A 19,114-nucleotide genomic window follows, 5' to 3' on the forward strand; every position below is an offset into this window, starting at 1 on the left:
TGTCAGTCATCCGGCGCCATTTTGCGGGCGGAGCAGGGGGTGCTATAAGGCCAGCTAACGCAAGCGCAGGTGACGGATGATGAACGAGACAGTGATGCTGTCGGGGTTGGCGCGGCAGTTGGTGGATGCGCAGTTGCTGGCAGAGTCGGCCGCGCAGCAGGCAGTGGTCAAGGCCAAGCAGGCCAAGGTGCCGTTGGTCACCTACCTCGTTCAGCAACGCCTGGTGCAGAGCCGCCCGCTCGCGGAGCTGGCCGCTCAAGAGTTTGGCGTTCCTTTTCTCGATCTGGCTGCCATTGATAAGGAGCAATTGCCCAAGGACGTCGTCAATGAAAAGCTGATGCAACAGCACCACTTCTTGCCGCTAAGCAAGAGGGGCAACAAGCTGTTCATCGCGCTTTCCGATCCGACCAATCAGCAGGCCGTCAATGACGTTTCCTTTGGCAGCAAGCTGGCCGTGGAAGTGGTGCTGGTCGAGGACGACAAGCTCCACCAGGCGATCGAGAAGTATCTCGATGGCGGTACGGGGGGGCTGGATCTTGGCGAGATCGACCTGGACGTAGAGCTGGAGAGCGGCGAACGACCTCAGGAGGCGGTTACCGGCAACGATGCCGACGATGCGCCCGTTGTGAAATTCGTCAACAAGATGCTGCTCGATGCCATCAAGAAGGGTTCGTCCGATCTGCATTTCGAGCCCTATGAAAAGATGTACCGCGTGCGCTTCCGCACCGATGGCATCCTGCATGAGGTCGCACGGCCGCCGGTGCAGTTGGTGTCGCGTATCTCGGCACGGCTCAAGGTGATGTCCAATATGGACATCTCCGAGCGACGCAAGCCGCAGGATGGCCGCGTCAAGCTCAAGGTGTCCAAGACCAAGTCCATCGATTTCCGGGTCAATACCCTACCCACGCTCTGGGGCGAGAAGATCGTGATGCGGATTCTCGACTCTTCCAGCGCCCAGATGGGGATCGATGCGCTGGGCTACGAGGATGTGCAAAAGCAGCTCTATCTGCAGGCACTCAAGCAGCCGCAGGGGATGATCCTGGTGACCGGTCCCACGGGTTCGGGTAAGACGGTATCCCTCTATACCGGGCTCAATATTCTCAATACCGAAGACATCAATATTTCCACGGCGGAAGATCCGGTGGAAATCAACCTGGAAGGGATCAATCAGGTCAACGTCAATCCTCGTCAGGGCCTGGACTTTACCCAGGCACTGCGTGCCTTCTTGCGCCAGGATCCCGACGTGATCATGGTGGGTGAGATTCGCGATCTCGAGACGGCGGAGATCGCCATCAAGGCGGCCCAGACCGGCCACATGGTGATGTCGACCCTGCACACCAACAGCGCGGCGGAAACCCTGACGCGCCTGCGCAACATGGGCGTGCCCGCCTTCAACCTGGCGACCTCGGTCAACCTGATCATTGCCCAGCGTCTGGCCCGTAAGTTGTGCAACAAGTGCAAGCGCGTTCATGAGGTGCCCCAGGAGGCGCTGCTAGCCGAAGGATTCAGCGAGGATGAGGTGGGTAGTTTTACCCTCTACCAGCCCATTGGCTGCGAAGAGTGCAACGCCGGCTACCGTGGGCGAGTGGGGATCTATGAGGTGGTGAAGATCACCCCGGCGCTGCAGCAGATGATCATGGAGGAAGGCAACTCCATCGAGATATCGGCACGGATGAGAGCTGAGGGCTTCAATGACCTGCGGCGGTCTGGCCTGGTCAAGGCGATGCAGGGCATCACCAGTCTGGAAGAGATCAATCGGGTGACCAAGGATTGATGGGTTCCCTCACCCTAACCCTCTCCCAGAGGGAGAGGGGACTAGAACGGAGCTTTGGATAGCCATTTTCGCATGCGCCCGAGACTTCAAGGCGTTGAATACGCCGGCATTTGGCGCGATGCTTGCCTTTAAAGCCGCAACCCGCTCTGCAGAGAGCATTCTTTTGACGGGTCCGCTGCGGCGGGCCGAGTCTTCGATGAGTCGAGGCCATGGCCGATAAAGCTATCAAGTTGGGCAACTTCACCTGGGAGGGTACCGATCGCAAAGGGACCAAGGTGAAGGGCGAGATGACGGGCTTGAATCCCGCGCTGATCAAGGCGCAGTTGCGCAAGCAGGGGATCAATCCGACTCGGGTGCGCAAGAAGTCGGTGTCGCTGTTCAGCAAGGGCAAGAAGATCAAGCCCCTGGATATCGCGCTCTTCACCCGGCAGCTGGCGACCATGATGAGCGCGGGCGTACCCCTGTTGCAGGCCTTCGATATCATTGGCGAGGGTTTCGATAATCCCAACATGCGCAAGCTGGTGGACGATATCAAGCAGGATGTCGCAGCGGGTAACAGCCTGGCTAACTCCCTGCGCAAGCAGCCCCAGTATTTCGATGACCTCTATTGCAACCTGGTGGATGCCGGTGAGCAATCCGGTGCGCTGGAGACCTTGCTAGATCGTGTAGCAACCTACAAGGAAAAGACCGAAGCCCTGAAGAAGAAGATCAAGAAGGCCATGACCTATCCGGCGGCGGTGGTCGTCGTGGCGATCGTCGTGTCGGCCATTTTGCTAATCAAGGTAGTGCCGCAATTCCAATCCGTATTCGAAGGCTTTGGCGCCCAGCTACCGGCATTCACCCTGTTCGTCATCGGCATCTCCGAAATCCTGCAAGAGTGGTGGCTGCTGGTACTTGGTGCGTTGTTCGTGCTTGGCTTCGTGCTAAGGCACTTCTACAAGAAGTCGGAGAAATTCCGTGATGCCACGGATCGTGGTCTGCTGAAGATCCCGTTGATCGGCTCCATCCTCTATAAATCGGCTATCGCGCGTTACGCCCGTACCCTGGCTACCACCTTCGCTGCTGGTGTACCCCTTGTTGATGCACTTGATTCGGTTGCCGGTGCGACGGGCAACGTGGTGTTCCGCAATGCCGTGGAGAAGATCAAGGCCGATGTCTCCACTGGTATGCAGCTGAATTTTTCCATGCGCACCACCGGGGTGTTTTCCTCCATGGCCATTCAGATGACGGCCATCGGTGAGGAGTCGGGTTCGTTGGACGAGATGCTGTCCAAGGTCGCGACCTTCTATGAGGATGAGGTCGACAACATGGTCGACAACCTCACTACCCTGATGGAGCCGATGATCATGGCGGTGCTGGGGGTATTGGTGGGTGGTCTGATCATCGCCATGTACCTGCCGATCTTCCAGCTCGGCAACGTCGTCTGATGGCGCTGCTCGAGTTCCTGGCCAGCGCTCCGCTGGCCGCAGCCTTGTGTGCGCTGATCTTGGGGCTGCTAGTGGGAAGCTTTCTCAATGTAGTGGTCTATCGTTTGCCGGTAATGCTGAGACGCGATTGGCAGGCGGAGGCGCGCGAGGTGCTGGAGCTGCCGCCTGAGCCAGTCGGAGCCCCTTTCAATCTGGCACGACCTGCTTCGCGGTGTCCTCATTGCCAGCGCGCCGTGCGACCCTGGGAGAACGTGCCGGTGCTGAGCTATCTGCTCTTGCGCGGTCGTTGCAAGGGCTGTCAGGCGACCATCAGTCTGCGTTATCCGCTGGTCGAGCTTGCTTGTGGACTATTGTCGGCCTGGGTGATCTGGCATCTGGGTGTAACCTGGCAAGGCGGGACTTTTCTGCTGCTGACCTGGGGGTTGCTGGCGGCCAGTCTGATCGATGCCGATCATCAGCTCCTGCCGGATGTAATCGTCCTGCCATTATTGTGGCTTGGGCTGATCGTCAATCAGTTCGCGCTATTCGCCAGTTTGACTGACGCCGTCTGGGGCGCAGTGGCGGGCTACCTGAGCCTTTGGCTGGTGTTCCAGCTGTTCCGCCTGGTGACCGGCAAGGATGGCATGGGCTATGGCGATTTCAAGCTGCTGGCGCTGCTCGGCGCCTGGGGCGGTTGGCAGATCCTGCCTTTGACCATCCTGCTGTCGTCGCTGGTAGGCGCCATTCTGGGCATCATCACCCTGCGTTTACGCCGGGCGGAAACCAGTACGCCCTTGCCCTTCGGTCCCTATCTTGCCGTGGCGGGGTGGATTGCCTTGCTCTGGGGTGATCAAATAACCGGCCTGTACCTGAACTTCGCCGGATTCCGATGACTTCTGCCTGGACCCTCGGCCTGACCGGGGGTATCGGCAGTGGCAAGAGCGCCGCTGCCGAGCACTTCGCCCGTCTGGGTATTACCTGTGTCGACGCTGACCAGGCCGCCCGTTGGGTGGTCGAGCCGGGACGACCCGCGCTGGCCGAAATTGCCGGACACTTTTCGTCCGCAGTACTCCAACCGGATGGCAGCCTGAACCGGGCGGCGCTGCGGGCGGCGATCTTCGCCGATCCGGCCGAGCGGCGTTGGCTGGAAGCCTTGCTGCATCCGATCATTCGTCAGGAGATCCTGGCCGTTTTGGCCCAGGCAACGTCGCCCTATGCGATCCTGGTGTCGCCGCTGCTGTTCGAATCCGGGCAGCGGGCGCTGGTCCAGCGGGGGTTGGTGATAGATGCGCCGGAAGAGCTGCAGCTCGAACGGGCCATGCGCCGTGACGGGGTGGACGAAACCCAGGTGCGGGCCATCTTGGCGGCGCAGTTGCCGCGTACCGAGCGGCTGGCCAAGGCGGATGACGTCATTTGCAACGACGGTAATCTCGCCGCGCTCCACGCCGAAGTGGAACGCTTGCATTCCTTTTATCTGACCCTTGACGGAGGCCAAGCATGAGCACTCTCACCGTGGATTGCCCCACCTGCGGCGCACCCGTGGAATGGAGCGAGAAGAGTCCCAATCGACCCTTCTGCTCCGACCGTTGCAAGCTGATCGATCTGGGCGCCTGGGCGGCGGAAGAGCATGCCATTCCCGGCAATGAGCTCGAAGACGATCTTTATTCTGAAGATCTCAATCGGCGCGGCCACTAGGGCCTACGCCGTCTTTACAAGCGCTGCGCCCAGGCCTTGGCCGTCGCTAGGGCAGCCTGGTGCAACTTGGCTGCTAGTTCAGGCTTTTCGTATTCCAGTGGGCTGGAAGCCGTCACCGTATGGATGCGGTCGCGCTTGATGAAAAAGATCTGGGTACCCAGCAGCGGCTTGCTGCAAGCGCTGGCGCCTTCGCCGAGGCCGTCGATGGTTTTGCATTCCAGCTGTTCGCTGAGCGATTGCACCTGTCGCCGCAGCTTGGGTAGCGCCCGGCCGCCATTCTCGTAGCCCGCCGATAGCCCCAGCAGGTAGTTGGACGGTTGGCCGGTGTCGCGATCAGTGAAGGCACAACCACCAGCGATCTGGCGGGCATAGGCCAGGGGCAGGCCAGAGGTCTGCTGCAGCACTGGTAGCGGTAACTGGGCCTGCAGGCTGGCGCAGTCGATGGGCTCTCCGCCATCGGCGGCGTGGGCGAGGGCGGCGCTCAGGAGCAGGGGGAGAGCAGCGAAAAAACGCATGAAAACATCCTGTCGATGGCCGGCGGCCGATAGGCGGTGAGTCTACCGACTGGCGGCCCGTTGCAGGCGGGTGGAAGAGGCGGCTGTGCACTGCGTCATGCGCAGGCGACCACATTGCGGGCTGGTGTCCAGGGCGGGTGATCCTTACCCTTGCCACAGATAGCGAACAGCGAGGCGTAGGATGTCCGAGGTACTCACTCCCGGATTCATGGTGGTACACGGCAATCGGCTCGAAGAGCTGCGCAGCCTGGCGGTTGGCTGGATGCGTCGGTATCCCCTGGCACCGCTGGAAAACGAACAGGTGCTGGTGCAGAGCAACGGCATCGCCCAGTGGCTGAAGCTGGCGCTGGCCGAGGATCCGCGCGGTGACGACGAGGGCGGTTGCGGCGTGGCTGCGGCCCTCGAGGTGCAGTTGCCGGCGGCCTTTCTCTGGCGCACCTATCGTCAGGTGCTGGGCCGCGACAGCGTGCCGCCATCCTCGCCGCTGGATAGAGCGCCCCTCACCTGGCGGCTGATGCGCCTGCTGCCGACCCTGCTCATGCAGCCGGACTTCGCCGCGCTGCGGCGCTTTCTCGACGATGACGGCGATCTGCGCAAGAGATACCAACTGGCCGAGCGCCTGGCCGATCTCTACGATGGCTATCAGGTCTATCGCGCCGACTGGCTCAACGACTGGGCGGCAGGCCGGGATCTGCTGGCCAGCCTGCGTGACAGCCGGCGCCCCTTGCCGGAGAACTGCCGCTGGCAGGCGCAACTGTGGCGCGCCCTGCTGGCCGATGTCGGCGACGGCGGTCTGGCCCGTAGTCGGGCCGGAGTGCATCGGCGCTTTCTACAGGTGATGCAGGACGCGACCGAACCGCCGGTCGGCCTACCGCGGCGGGTAGTGATCTTCGGCCTGTCGGCGATTCCGGCGCAGACCCTCGAAGCCTTGGCGGCCCTGGCCCAATTTAGCCAGGTGCTGCTCTGTGTGCACAATCCCTGTCGCCATCACTGGTCCGATATCGTCGCCGACCAGGATCTGCTGCGGCAGAACTATCGCCGCCAGCAGCGCAAGCCGGGCATGCCGCAGACCCTGGATGCCGAGGCGCTGCACCAGCATGGTCAGCCGCTGCTGGCGAGCTGGGGCAAGCAGGGCCGCGACTATATCCATCTGCTGGACAAATTCGACGAACCGGACGGCTATCGCCGGCTGTTCGAAGACCTCAACGGCGGGCGCATCGACCTCTTCGCCGAGACCGAGCCGCAGCATCTGTTGGGCCAGTTGCAGGACGACATCCTCGAACTGCGTCCCCTGGCCGAGACGCGCCAGCGCTGGCCGGCGGTCGATCCGGCGCGGGACAGGTCCGTGCGTTTCCATGTGGCCCACAGTCCGCAACGCGAGGTGGAGATCCTCCACGACCAGTTGCTGGCGCGCTTCAACAGCGATGGGAGCCTCAGGCCGCGCGATGTCATCGTCATGGTGCCGGACATCGATGCCTATGCGCCGCATATCCGCGCGGTGTTTGGCCAGCTCGAGCGTGGCGATCCCCGCTTCATTCCCTTCAGCCTGGCCGACCAGCACCAGCGTGGCTTCCAGCCCTTGCTGATCGCCCTGGAGCATTTGCTGCAGTTGCCGGACAGTCGCTTCGCCCTGAGCGAGATCCTCGATCTGCTGGACGTACCGGCACTGCGTGCTCGCTTCGGCTTGCGCGAGACCGATCTGCCGACCCTGCACCTCTGGCTGGAAGGCGCCGGCGTGCGCTGGGGGCTGGATGCCGAACAGCGCAGTCGTCTCGACCTGCCCGAGGGCCTGACGCAGAACACCTGGCGCTTCGGCCTGAGGCGCATGCTGCTGGGCTATGCGGTCGGCGGCGGTGCGGCCCTCGGCGATATCGAACCCTTCGACGAGGTGGGTGGTCTTGATGCGGCCCTGGTCGGACCGCTGGTCGATCTGCTCGATGCGCTGGACGCAGCCCAGGCGGCGCTGGCGCAGCCGGCTCGGCCGGCCGAGTGGGGCGCCCGCCTGCAGGCGCTATTGGCGTTGTTCTTCAGCGCCCAGGACGAGCATGACGAATACCTGCTGGAGCAGATGGAAAATCTGCGCGAGCGCTGGCTGGAACTGTGCGAGGACGTGGCCCTGGACGAAGAGCTGCCGCTCACCGTGGTCCGCGAGGCCTGGCTGGCCGGGCTGGATGCCGGCGGCCTGGCCCAGCGCTTTCTCGCCGGGGCAGTCAATTTCTGCACCCTGATGCCCATGCGCGCCATTCCCTTCCGCGTGGTCTGCCTGCTGGGCATGCACGACGGCGCCTATCCGCGCATCCAGCCGCCGCTGGATTTCGACCTCATGGCCCAGGACTATCGCCCCGGCGACCGTTCGCGGCGCGAGGACGACCGCTATCTGCTGCTGGAGGCGCTGCTCTCGGCGCGCGATCAGTTCTATGCCAGCTGGGTGGGGCGCAGCATCCGCGACAACAGCGAGCGACCACCGTCGGTGCTGATCGCCCAGTTGCGTGATCATCTCCAGGCCGGTTGGCGGCTGGCCGGCCATGAAGAAGAGCCCGAGCGTCTGCTCGCGGCTCTGACTCAGGAGCATCCGTTGCAACCCTTCAGTGCCCGCTATTTCCGCGGCGAACGCGGTTATTTCAGCTTTGCCGCCGAGTGGTTGGGCGTGCACGACCGTACCACGCGGGATGAGGATGCCCTGTTGCCGCCGCTGGTATTGGAAGAGCCGCTGGGCCTCGACGACCTGGCGCGCTTTCTACGCGGGCCGGTAGATCTGTTCTTCGCCAATCGCCTCAAGGTGCATTTCGAGGCGCCCGACGCCCCGGCGGAAGACGAAGAACCCTTCGGTCTGGACGCCCTGACCCGTTACCAACTAGGCGAAGGCCTGCTGGCGGCGGCGCTGGCCGAGCCGGAAGCCGTCGACCGAGCGCTCACCGCGGCGGCTGAACGCCTGCGCGGCAGCGGTCGCCTGCCGCTGGCAGGTTTTGGCGAGCGAGCCGGGCGGGCGCTGCGCGAACCGCTGCCTGCCGTGGTCGCCCAGGTCGAGGCCCTGACGCTGCGCTGGCCCGAGCCCCTGGAGGAAGCCGTAACCCTGGATCTCGAACATCGCGAGTTGCAGCTGGTGGCCAACCTCGAACGCTTACGCCGGGGCCCCGAGGGGCTACTGGCCCTGACCGCCCAGGCCAATGGCCTGGGCAATGCCCGCACCCGCAAGTGGCATCGGCTGCTGCGACCCTGGGTGCAGCACCTGGTCGCGGCGGCCGGTGGTCTGCAGCTCACCACCGCGGTGGTGGCGACCGATCTGACCCTGCTGCTGGCGCCGTTGGACGCCGAGCTGGCCCGGCGTCAGCTCAACGAATTGCTCGATGCCTGGGCGCTGGGTCAGCGCCGGCCGCTACCCGTCGCACCCCGCACCGCCTTCGCCTGGCTGGCCAATGAACCGGAGAAGGCCTTAGCCGCCGCCGAGCAGGCCTATCAGGGCGAGGCGGCGACCCATCCGGCGTTGCGCCGGCAGTATCCGGACTTCGCTGCGCTGCTGGCCGACGAGGAATTCGATGGCTGGTGCCAGACCCTCTATGCGCCGGTGTATACCGCCGGTTGGCAGGTCATGGGCGGGGAGGGGCAGGCATGAGTCAACGTCCGCTCGCCCTGCGTTTTCCGCTGCAGGGCAATCAACTCATCGAGGCCAGTGCCGGCACCGGCAAGACCTTCACCATCTCTGCGCTCTATGTCCGCCTGGTGCTGGGCCATGGCACCCCTGAAACGGCTTTCGGCCGGGAGTTGCTGCCGCCACAGATTCTGGTGGTGACCTTTACCGAGGCCGCCACCCAGGAATTGCGTGACCGTATCCGCCATCGGCTGGCCGAGGCGGCGCGGTTCTTCCGTGACGAGATCGCAGCGCCCGATCCGCTGCTCGATGCCTTGCGCGAGGACTTCCCGGTCGAGCGCTGGGCCGACTGCGCCCGGCGCCTGGACATCGCCGCCCAGTGGATGGACGAGGCGGCGGTGTCCACCATCCACAGTTGGTGCCAGCGGATGCTGCGCGAGCACGCCTTCGACAGTGGCAGCCTCTTCGTACAGAACCTGGAGCAGGACCAGAGCGAATTGTTCGCCCAGGTGGTGCGCGACTACTGGCGACGCTTCTGCTATCCGCTGGATGGGGAGGCGCTGGACTGGGTCATCGAGCACTGGGGTGAGCCCCGCGCCCTGGCGGCGCGTCTGCGACCTCTGTTGAGCGAAGCGCTGGGTGAGCCCCAGGGCGATCCCACCACGCTGCTGGCCACCGCCCTGGCCGAACGTCAGGCGCGACTGGCAACACTCAAGGCGCCTTGGGCCCAATGGGCGGAAGAGCTGCGGGACCTCTGCCAGGCTGGTTGCGACGCCAAGGTGGTCGATGGTCGCAAGTTGCAGAAGAGATTCTTCGGGCCCTGGTGCGACAAGCTGGGCGCCTGGGCGGCAGATTCCGCCAGTGAGGAGTTGGATATCGGTACCGGTTTCACCCGGCTGACCGAGCAGGGCTTCGCCGAGGTCTGGACCAAGGCCAGCCCGCCGGATCACCCGGCCCTGGCGGCCATGGCGCGCCTGCCCGGGCAACTGGCCGAGCTGCCCAGCCCCGAGGTGCCGCTGCTGGAGCATGCCGCGGCCTGGGTGCAGCAGAAGTTCGAACGGGAGAAGCTGCGCCGCGCCGAGCTGGGTTTCGACGACATCCTCACCCGGCTGGATAAGGCGCTGCAGGCCGATGGCGCCGGCGCGCGGCTGGCGGCGCTGATCCGCGAGCAATTTCCGGTGGCGCTGATCGATGAGTTCCAGGACACCGATCCGGTGCAATACCGCATCTTCAGCGCCATCTACGGTGCGGGGGAGGGCACCGGGTTATTTCTCATCGGTGATCCCAAGCAGGCCATCTATGCCTTCCGGGGCGCCGATATCCATACCTATCTGCAGGCTCGCCGTGCTAATGCCGGCCACCTGCATTCGCTGGACACCAACTTCCGTTCCACCGCCGCCATGGTCGCCGCGGTCAACCAGGTGTTCCAGCATGGCGAGGCGACGGCGCCGCGCGCGGCCTTCCTGTTTCGCCAGGGCGCGGACAATCCGGTGCCCTTCGAGCCGGTCCGCGCCCAGGGGCGACGTGAGGTGCTGGAAATCGATGGCCTAGCGAGTGCAGTCCTGACCTTCTGGCATCTGGCCGGCGACGAGCCCCTGGCCGGCACCGCCTATCGCGCCAGCTTGGCCGAGAGCACCGCCAGCGAGATCGTCCGGCTGCTGACGCTGGCTGTCGAGGGGGGCGCGGGCTTTCGCCACCAAGACGGCGAGCTCAAGCCGCTGCGACCGGCCGATATCGCCATCCTGGTGCGCGCCGGCAGCGAGGCCCAGGCGGTGCGCCAGGCCCTGGTGCGGCGCGGGGTGCGCAGCGTCTATCTGTCGGACAAGGATTCGGTGTTCACTGCCCAGGAGGCCCGCTGCCTGCTGGACTGGCTCAAGGCCTGCGCCGAGCCCGACGTGGATCGCCGCCTGCGCGCCGCCCTGGGCAGCCTGACCCTCGATCTGCCATTGGCTGAACTGGATGCCCTCAACCACGACGAGCAGGCCTGGGAGGCGCGGGTGCTGCAATTCCGCGGCTATCGCCAGCTCTGGCGCACCCAGGGCGTGCTGCCCATGCTGCGCCGCCTGCTGCAGGACTTCCGCCTGCCGCAGCGGCTGATGGCCCGCGCCGACGGCGAGCGGGTGCTGACCAACCTGCTGCACCTCGCCGAACTCTTGCAGCGCGCCGCTGGCGAGCTGGATGGCGAGCAGGCGCTGATTCGGCACCTGGCCGAGCAACTGGCCGCCCAGGGCGCAGCCGACGAGCAGATCCTGCGGCTGGAAAGCGACGCCGAGCTGGTCAAGGTGGTGACGGTGCACAAGTCCAAGGGCCTGGAATACCCGCTGGTGTTCCTGCCCTTCGCCTGCGCCTACCGCGCCGAGGAGGGTGCCAGCCTGCCGCTGCGCTATCACGACGACCAGGGCCGGGTGCAACGGACCTTCCGCCCCTCCGCCGACGAACTGGCCCGCGCCGACGACGAGCGCCTGGCCGAAGACCTGCGGCTGCTCTATGTCGCCCTGACCCGCGCCCGGCATGCCTGCTGGGTTGGCGTGGCCGATCTCAAGCGCGGGCGCAGCAAGGACTCCGGCTTCGCCCGTAGTGCCCTGGGCTATTTGGCGACCGGTGGCGAGCCGCTGGCAAGTTCAGCGGCCCTGACCACCGCGCTGAGCACCCTGATCGGCGCGCAGCCCGACAGCCTCATCCTGCCGCTGCCGGAGGCCAGTGCTGACCGGCTACCGGAGGCGCGTGAAACTCCGGTGACCCTCAAGGCCCTGACCGCCCGGCGTGCGGCGCGCGAGGACTGGTGGATCGCCTCCTACAGTGCCCTGCGCATCGGTACTCGCCTAGGCGAGGCGCGGGAGGAGGGCCAGCTGACGCTGGAGCTGGACCTGGATACCCCCGCAGCCCAGAAGCTGTTCGACGACGACCGTCTCGCCCCGGACGAGGCCCGCCAGCCCGCCGCCGGCGAAGACCTGCATCGCTTCCCCCGCGGTCCCGGCCCGGGCACCTTCCTGCACAGCCTGCTGGAGTGGGTCGGCGAGGAGGGCTTCGCCGCCATCCAGACGGCGCCCGAGCGGCTCGACGACCTAATCGCCCGGCGCTGCCAGCGGCGCGGCTGGAATCACTGGATTCCCATCCTGCAGACCTGGCTGCGCCAGTTACTGGCCCTGCCACTACCCCTGCCAAGCGGCACTCAGCGCTTGGGTGAGCTGGCGTGCTACCAGGTGGAGATGGAGTTCTGGTTCGCCACCCACGGTGTCGATCTGGAACGTCTGGATGAACTGGTCCGTCGCGGTACTCATGGCGGCCAGGCGCGACCGGTACTCGAACCGGGGCAGCTCAACGGTCTGTTCAAGGGCTTCATCGACCTGGTCTTCGAGCACGAGGGGCGCTATTTCGTGGTGGACTACAAATCCAACTGGCTGGGGGCCGAGGCCGCGGCCTATACCCGCATGGCCATGGAAAGCGCCGTCCTGGCCAAGCGCTATGACCTGCAGTACGTGCTCTACAGCCTGGCCGTGCACCGCCTGCTCAAGGCGCGCTTACCCGACTACAGCTACGAGCGCCACTTCGGCGGCGCCGTCTATCTCTTCCTGCGCGGCTGCGACCCGGCTGGCCACGGTGTCTTCGTCGAGCGTCCCGCCCAGGCCCTGATCGAGACCCTGGATCTGCTGTTCAGCGGTGCGGAGAATGCTCATGTCTGACTTCAGCCCTGCCACCGAACGGCTCTTGCGCCTGGCGTCCCTGGTTGAAGAGCGCCCGCTTGCGCCCCTCAGCCAACGTGACGACCTCTTTCGTCTGCTGGAACTCTGGGTCCAGCGCGGCTGGCTACGCCAGGTCGACCGCGCCTTCACTAGCTTTCTCGGCGAGCTCGAAGCGAATGGCGAGGCGGCGGTGCTGCTAGCGGCGGCCCTGGCCAGTCATCAACTCGGCCATGGCCATGTCTGCCTGGATCTCGCCGCCACCCTGCGCAATCCCGATGCGGCCCTGTCGCTGCCGCCGGAGGGCGACGAGGCGCGCAGCTCGCTGCTGCCCTCGCAACTGCTCCAGGGTTACAGCCTGGAAGCCTGGCGCCAGGCGCTGCTGGCCAGCGCTCTGGTCGATGGCGATGGCAGCGCGCCGGAGCGACCCCTGGTGCTGGGCGGCGAGCGCCTCTATCTGCGCCGCTACTGGAACTACGAGCGCGAGGTGGCTGCCAGCCTGCGCCAGCGCCTAGCTACGTCGGAGCCATTGCCGGCGGATCTCGCCGCTCGCCTCGATCTCTTGTTTCCGCCGGATGCCGCGGCAGACGGCGAGCCCGACTGGCAAAAACTGGCCTGCGCCCTGGCGGTGCGGGGCGCCTTCAGCATCGTCACCGGCGGTCCCGGCACCGGCAAGACCACCACCGTGGTCCGCCTGCTGGCGCTGCTCCAAGCGCCAGCGGTGGCGGCCGGTCGGCCCCTGCGCATTCGCCTGGCTGCGCCTACCGGCAAGGCGGCCGCGCGCCTCACCGAATCCATCGGCGGCCAGGTCAGTCGCCTGCCGGTGGACGAGGAGCTGCGTCGGCATATCCCCACGGGAGTGACCACGGTCCACCGGCTGCTGGGCAGTCGGCCCAATACTCGCCATTTCCGCCATCACCGCGGTCATCCACTGCCGCTGGACGTGCTGGTGGTGGATGAGGCCTCGATGATCGACCTGGAGATGATGGCCAGCCTATTGGCGGCCTTGCCGCCGCGGGCGCGACTCATCCTGCTCGGTGACAAGGACCAGTTGGCCTCGGTGGAGGCGGGCGCGGTGCTGGGTGATCTCTGTCGCGACGCCGAGGCCGGGCGCTACAGCCCCGCTACCCGCGCCTGGCTGGAAGCGGTGAGTGGCCAGTCACTGGCGGCTACCACCCTGGCCGTGGGTGATGATCAAGCCGACGCCCTGGCCCAGCAGGTGGTGATGCTGCGCCGCTCACGCCGCTTCGGCGCCGGCAGCGGTATCGGCCAGTTGGCGCGGCGGGTCAATGCCCAGGATGGGCCGGGCGCCCAGCAGGTACTGGTCGACGGCGGCTACGCCGATCTGCATCGGGTACTGCTCAAGGGACCGGAGGATCGCGCTCTGGAGCGTCTGGTGCTGGAGGGCCGCGGGCGTGCTCGCGGTTATCGCCACTATCTGGAGCTCTTGCAGCAGGCACGGCCCCAGGCCGACACCGTGCAGGAAGATCCGGCCTGGGCGCTTTGGGCCGGCCAGGTACTGGCGGCTTTCGACGACTTTCAGCTGCTCTGCGCCGTGCGCAAGGGCCCCTGGGGTGTGGAAGGCCTCAACCTGCGTATCGCAAGCGCCCTGCTGGCGGCGGGCCTGCTCGCGGGTGAGCACGGCTGGTACGAGGGCCGCCCGGTGCTGGTGACGCGCAACGACTATAGCCTGGGGCTGATGAACGGTGACATCGGCATCACCCTCTGCCTGCCCGACGCCACCCAACCGGGGCGCAAGGTGCTGCGGGTCGTCTTTCCCCGGGGCGATGGCAGTGGCGGTCTGAGATTCGTCCTGCCCAGCCGCCTGGCGGCGGTGGAGACGGTGTTCGCCATGACGGTGCACAAGTCCCAGGGCTCGGAATTCGCCCACACCGCGCTGCTTTTGCCCGAGCAACTCAGCCCGGTGCTGACCAAGGAGCTGGTCTACACCGGCATCACCCGGGCGCGCGATGACTTCACCCTTATCGAGGCCCGTGGCGGCATCTTCGCCGAAGCGGTGGCGCGCCGGGTCCGTCGCGTCAGTGGGCTGGACCTGGATTTGCGAAATACTGTGTAAATATACAGATAAACGCTGGACGCTCCCGCCTGGCCTGCCTAAGGTGAGGGGGAGCCGTCCGTGATGAGAGCGCCATGACTTCCCTGCCTTTCGTTTCCCTTGTGCTTCCGCTGTTGCTACTGGCCGGCTGGGCCGGTTCGGCCATCTGGCTGACCGGCCGCCAGCGCTATCTGCAACAGCAGCTCGACAGCGCCGCCGAGCGCTACGACATGCTGCGCGACGACCTGCAACGGGCCGAACTGGCCAATGGTCGCCAGGTGGTGGAGCTGGGCGCCGAGCGCGAACGCACCGCCGCCCTGCAGCGCCAGCTGGAGGCCAATCGCGAGCTGGAGGCCGAGTTGCGCCAGCAGACCCGCCAGGCCCAGCTGCAGGCCGCCGAGCAGCACGCTCTGGCCGAGGCTAGCCGCGCCCAGTTGCAGGGTATCCAGGAGCAACTCGCCGAACTGCGTGAGCGCCAGCACCGTGAGCAGCAACTGCACGCCGAAGTGCAGGAGCGCCATGCGCGCCTGGCTGAAGAGCACGCTACCCTTAAGACCACCCTGGCGCAGAAGGAAGAGCACTTCCAGGCGCAGCACCAACTGCTGCGCGAGAGTCGCGAGCAGCTCAAGCTGGAGTTCGAGCAACTGGCCGGGCGCATCTTCGAGGCCAAGGGCCAGGCCTTCGCCCAGCACAGTCAGCAGTCGTTGGATGCTTTGCTACGCCCCTTCCGCGAGCAGATCGAAGGCTTTCGCGCCAAGGTCGAGGACATCCACCACAAGGACGTCCAACAGCAGGCCGCACTCGGCCAGCAGTTGCTCGACCTCAAGGAACTCAATCGCCAGATCACCCAGGAGGCCCATGACCTGGCCACTGCCCTGCGCGGCCAGAAGAAGGCCCAGGGCAACTGGGGCGAACTCATCCTGGAAAACGTGCTGGAACGCTCTGGCCTGCGCGAGGGGCGCGACTTCGTTCGCGAACGCAGCTTCACCACCGAGACCGGGCGGCGGCGGCCGGACGTGCTGGTCCATCTACCGCAGAAGAAGCACCTGGTGGTGGACGCCAAGGTGTCGCTCAACGCCTATACCCGCTACGTCAACAGCGAAGACGAGGGCGAGCGGCGCCTGGCCCTGGGCGAGCATGTGCGCGCCGTGGGCGAGCGCATCCGTGAACTGGCCGACCGCGAATACTTCAGCCTGCCGGGGCTGAATTCGCCGGAGATGGTCTTCCTGTTCATCCCCATCGAATCGGCCTTCGTCGAGGCCCTCAAGGCCGACGAGAGTCTGTTCCAGCGTGCTATCGAACAGAATGTCCTGGTAGCCACCCCGACCACCCTGCTCACCAGCCTCAACATCGTCCGCCAGCTCTGGCGCTTCGAGGACCAGAACCGTCACACCGCCGAACTGGCCGAGCGCGCGGCCAAGGTCTACGACAAGCTGCGCACCTTCCTCGGCAGCATGGATGGCATCGGCAAGAGCCTGGACAAGGCCGGCGAAGCCTATCGCAAGGCCTGCGGGCAACTGGTGGGTGGGCCGGGCAACCTGGTCAAGCAGGTGGCCGACTTCAAGGAGCTGGGCGTGGCGGTCCGCACCGAGCTGGATGGCCAGTGGACCGAGCGCGCGGAGCTGGAGTTGACGATGGTCGAGCTTGAAGCCGCGGCCGAGTCTTCCGACCAGAGCTGATCCGGCGCTTTGATTCCGGGAGGAGGACACAGCGCGCCTGACCGGTGCCAGGCGCACCGGTCAGGGCAGTAGCGCTTAGTGGTGCTCGCGAGTGGCGCGGAAAGTAATCTCCGGCCAGCGCTCTTCCATCAAGGCCAGGTTGACGCGGGTTGGCGCCAGGTAGGTGAGGTGGCCGCCACCGTCCACCGCTAGGTTCTCGAAGGCCTTGGTCTTGAAGTCTTCGAGCTTCTTCTTGTCGTCGCACTCGATCCAGCGCGCCGACCAGACGTTGATGGCCTCGTAGGCGCACTCCACCTTGTATTCCTCCTTCAGGCGGCTGGCGACCACGTCGAACTGCAGCACCCCCACCGCGCCGAGCACGATGTCGTTGTTGCGCTCCGGGAAGAACACCTGGGTAGCGCCTTCCTCGGCGAGCTCCTGCAGACCCTGGCGCAGCTGCTTGGATTTCAGCGGGTCCTTCAGCCGCACCCGGCGGAACAGTTCCGGGGCGAAGTGCGGGATGCCGGTGAAGCCCAGTTGCTCGCCTTCGGTGAAGGTGTCGCCGATCTGGATGGTGCCGTGGTTGTGCAGGCCGATGATGTCACCGGCGAAGGCCTCTTCCAGGTGCTCGCGCTCGCTGGAGAAGAAGGTCAGGGCGTCGGCGACCTTCAGATCCTTCTTGATCCGCACGTGGCGCAGCTTCATGCCCTTCTCGTACTTGCCCGAGCAGATGCGCATGAAGGCGATGCGGTCGCGATGCTTGGGATCCATGTTCGCCTGGATCTTGAACACGAAGCCGGAGAATTTCTCTTCCACCGGTTCCACCACGCGCTCGTGGGCGGCGCGCGACAGCGGACGCGGCGCCCAGTCGACCACGGCGTCGAGCACCTGGTCGACACCGAAGTTGCCCAGGGCGGTGCCGAAGAATACCGGGGTCATCTCGCCGCGCAGGAAGGCCTCGCCATCGAATTCGTGGCAGGCGCCCTGCACCAGCTCCAGTTCCTCGACGAATCTCTCGTAGAGATCGCCCAGGTGGGCGCGTGCCTCGTCGGAGTCCAGCTTATCGATGGTCTTGGTGGCGATGCGCTCGTGGCCATGGCCGGGGGTGTAGACGTAGATGCGGTCGTCCGAGAGGTGATAGACGCCCTTGAAGTCGCGATAGCTGCCGATCGGCCAGGTGATGGGCGCGGCCTTGATCTTGAGCACCGCCTCGATCTCGTCGAGCAGTTCGATGGGATCGCGGATGTCGCGGTCGAGCTTGTTGATGAAGCTGACGATGGGGGTATCGCGCAGGCGGCAGACATCCATCAGGGCGATGGTGCGGGGTTCGACGCCCTTACCACCGTCGAGCACCATCAGCGCCGAGTCCACCGCGGTCAGGGTGCGGTAGGTGTCTTCGGAGAAGTCCTCGTGGCCGGGGGTGTCGAGCAGGTTGATCATGTGCTCGCGGTAGGGGAACTGCATCACCGAGGTGGTGATGGAGATGCCGCGCTGCTTCTCCATCTCCATCCAGTCGGAGGTCGCATGGCGGTCGGACTTACGCGACTTCACCGTGCCCGCCACGGCGATGGCCTGGCCCATCAGCAGCAGCTTCTCGGTGATGGTGGTCTTGCCCGCGTCGGGGTGGGAGATGATGGCGAAGGTACGGCGCTTGGCGACTTCGGCGGCCTGGGTGGTCATGGATGAACCTGGGCGAGAGCGAAAAAAGAGGGGGCGGAGTATAGCAGAGAGGGTGGCGTGCGCCTGTCGCGTTTTGGCGAGCAGACGCATTTTTTACAAGTAGGGATCTTCTAAAAAGCTGATTTGGGTTTTTGTTGAATTTTAATCTCTCTGGCTTTGGCCGCTTCACCTTGTGCTGCTGACTGAATTGTTTTTTCAGTTTCCTCCCTTTCTTTAAAGAAGGTATTGCAGAAGTTGTAGAAGATTTCAATGCCGCTGCCCTTTGCGGGGATGCCGTTGTCTAGGGATTTCAAAAAATTCAGGCACAAATAGCCCTCGTCTCCCGCTCCCAATAGTGTAGTGATGGCTGATGCATACTCATTGCTTAGTTTTGCGGGTGTTGTTTGCTTTTGTGGCGAATCTTTCTTGTTCTCAGGCTTCGGTGGTTGCTTATCTTTATTCTCGGGAAGAGACGCGCCAATTTCTGTACTCGAGGTAGCGACTGTGGCGCTATCTATGAGTGCCAAGGCCACAGTGTATCTCTGGCTTCGAGTCATCATCATCTCGTACGTACCAGAATCTATGATCCCATTTGCATAAGCTTCACAGAGCCGATACATCTGATCTCGCAACAATTGAACGGTTTGAGTGCGGTTGCCCACATAAAGCCCTGTTGAATTGTAACTTGCTCCGGCGCTAATGGTTAAGCTCTCAGGTGCGCTCTTATTGGCATTGAAATTGGCAGCATAAACAGTCAGAGCATCCGGGCTTGGCTCAGCACAGACAATGGTTTCTGGTCGATTGCGTAGTATCCTTTTGGTTTCTCCTTTTTGGGTGTTTGGACTGACAAGCAGTAGGCGTGCATTGATATCGGTCAATAGCGAATCAGAGTGCTCATGACTGAGGTCTGGTTTTCTATATAGGGTGCTCCAATTAGCACAACCCGACAGCCCTATCACGACAATCAACGGAAGAAGATATCTCGCGCGCATGGTTCGTCCTCGGAAAGCTCTGGCGAGACGCTGGTCCAATTGTCCCAGCGTGTCCTTTCCCTGGCGGAACCTAGGCGCCGACTACCCAGG

General features: G+C 64.5%; 12 protein-coding genes. 9 read left to right on the forward strand and 3 right to left on the reverse strand.

Going from position 1 to position 19,114, the window contains the following annotated elements; all coding sequences use genetic code 11:
• Positions 1–79: 79 nt before the first annotated feature.
• The 5 genes from pilB to yacG all read left to right on the forward strand — a co-directional run bounded on the left by pilB (position 80) and on the right by yacG (position 4,875).
• On the forward strand, positions 80–1,774 hold the full coding sequence (gene pilB / locus QZ471_RS22320) for a type IV-A pilus assembly ATPase PilB (protein WP_295467989.1): 1,695 nt from the start codon (positions 80–82) through the stop codon (positions 1,772–1,774).
• A 209-nt stretch (positions 1,775–1,983) separates the two neighbouring features.
• Positions 1,984–3,201, forward strand: a complete 1,218-nt coding sequence (locus tag QZ471_RS22325; protein ID WP_295467991.1) for a type II secretion system F family protein — start codon at positions 1,984–1,986, stop codon at positions 3,199–3,201.
• A complete protein-coding gene (locus QZ471_RS22330; RefSeq protein WP_295467993.1) occupies positions 3,201–4,073 on the forward strand; it encodes an A24 family peptidase in 873 nt (290 codons plus the stop codon). The genes QZ471_RS22325 and QZ471_RS22330 overlap by 1 nt, the downstream gene beginning before the upstream one ends.
• The gene (gene coaE / locus QZ471_RS22335) at positions 4,070–4,681 is read left to right on the forward strand and encodes a dephospho-CoA kinase (protein WP_295467995.1); all 612 of its coding nucleotides are present in this window, start codon (positions 4,070–4,072) and stop codon (positions 4,679–4,681) included. Before QZ471_RS22330 ends, coaE begins: the two co-directional genes overlap by 4 nt.
• Positions 4,678–4,875: a DNA gyrase inhibitor YacG gene (gene yacG, locus QZ471_RS22340; protein WP_058767413.1), complete on the forward strand. Its 198-nt coding sequence runs from the start codon at positions 4,678–4,680 to the stop codon at positions 4,873–4,875. The genes coaE and yacG overlap by 4 nt, the downstream gene beginning before the upstream one ends.
• A gap of 14 nt (positions 4,876–4,889) precedes the next feature.
• Here yacG and QZ471_RS22345 read toward each other — a convergent pair whose 3' ends face one another.
• The gene (locus QZ471_RS22345; RefSeq protein ID WP_295467999.1) at positions 4,890–5,390 is read right to left on the reverse strand and encodes a hypothetical protein; all 501 of its coding nucleotides are present in this window, start codon (positions 5,388–5,390) and stop codon (positions 4,890–4,892) included.
• Between the two features lie 181 nt (positions 5,391–5,571).
• On the opposite strand from QZ471_RS22345, the gene recC reads away from it, so the two are divergent.
• The 4 genes from recC (at position 5,572) to rmuC (ending at position 16,394) form a co-directional block, all read left to right on the forward strand.
• On the forward strand, positions 5,572–9,003 hold the full coding sequence (gene recC, locus QZ471_RS22350) for an exodeoxyribonuclease V subunit gamma (RefSeq protein ID WP_295468001.1): 3,432 nt from the start codon (positions 5,572–5,574) through the stop codon (positions 9,001–9,003).
• The gene (gene recB, locus QZ471_RS22355; RefSeq protein ID WP_295468003.1) at positions 9,000–12,662 is read left to right on the forward strand and encodes an exodeoxyribonuclease V subunit beta; all 3,663 of its coding nucleotides are present in this window, start codon (positions 9,000–9,002) and stop codon (positions 12,660–12,662) included. Before recC ends, recB begins: the two co-directional genes overlap by 4 nt.
• Positions 12,655–14,736 (forward strand): exodeoxyribonuclease V subunit alpha, encoded by a 2,082-nt coding sequence (recD, locus tag QZ471_RS22360; protein WP_295468005.1) that lies wholly within the window; start codon positions 12,655–12,657, stop codon positions 14,734–14,736. The genes recB and recD overlap by 8 nt, the downstream gene beginning before the upstream one ends.
• Before the next feature lie 74 nt (positions 14,737–14,810).
• Positions 14,811–16,394, forward strand: coding sequence for a DNA recombination protein RmuC (rmuC, locus tag QZ471_RS22365; RefSeq protein WP_295468007.1), 1,584 nt, complete (start codon positions 14,811–14,813; stop codon positions 16,392–16,394).
• A gap of 75 nt (positions 16,395–16,469) precedes the next feature.
• Here rmuC and QZ471_RS22370 read toward each other — a convergent pair whose 3' ends face one another.
• A complete protein-coding gene (locus tag QZ471_RS22370) occupies positions 16,470–18,053 on the reverse strand; it encodes a peptide chain release factor 3 (protein WP_295468009.1) in 1,584 nt (527 codons plus the stop codon).
• A gap of 110 nt (positions 18,054–18,163) precedes the next feature.
• A complete protein-coding gene (locus QZ471_RS22375) occupies positions 18,164–18,910 on the reverse strand; it encodes a hypothetical protein (protein ID WP_295468011.1) in 747 nt (248 codons plus the stop codon).
• Between the last annotated feature and the right edge of the window lie 204 nt (positions 18,911–19,114).

Source organism: uncultured Pseudomonas sp. (assembly GCF_913774235.1).
Lineage (GTDB): Bacteria > Pseudomonadota > Gammaproteobacteria > Pseudomonadales > Pseudomonadaceae > Chryseomonas.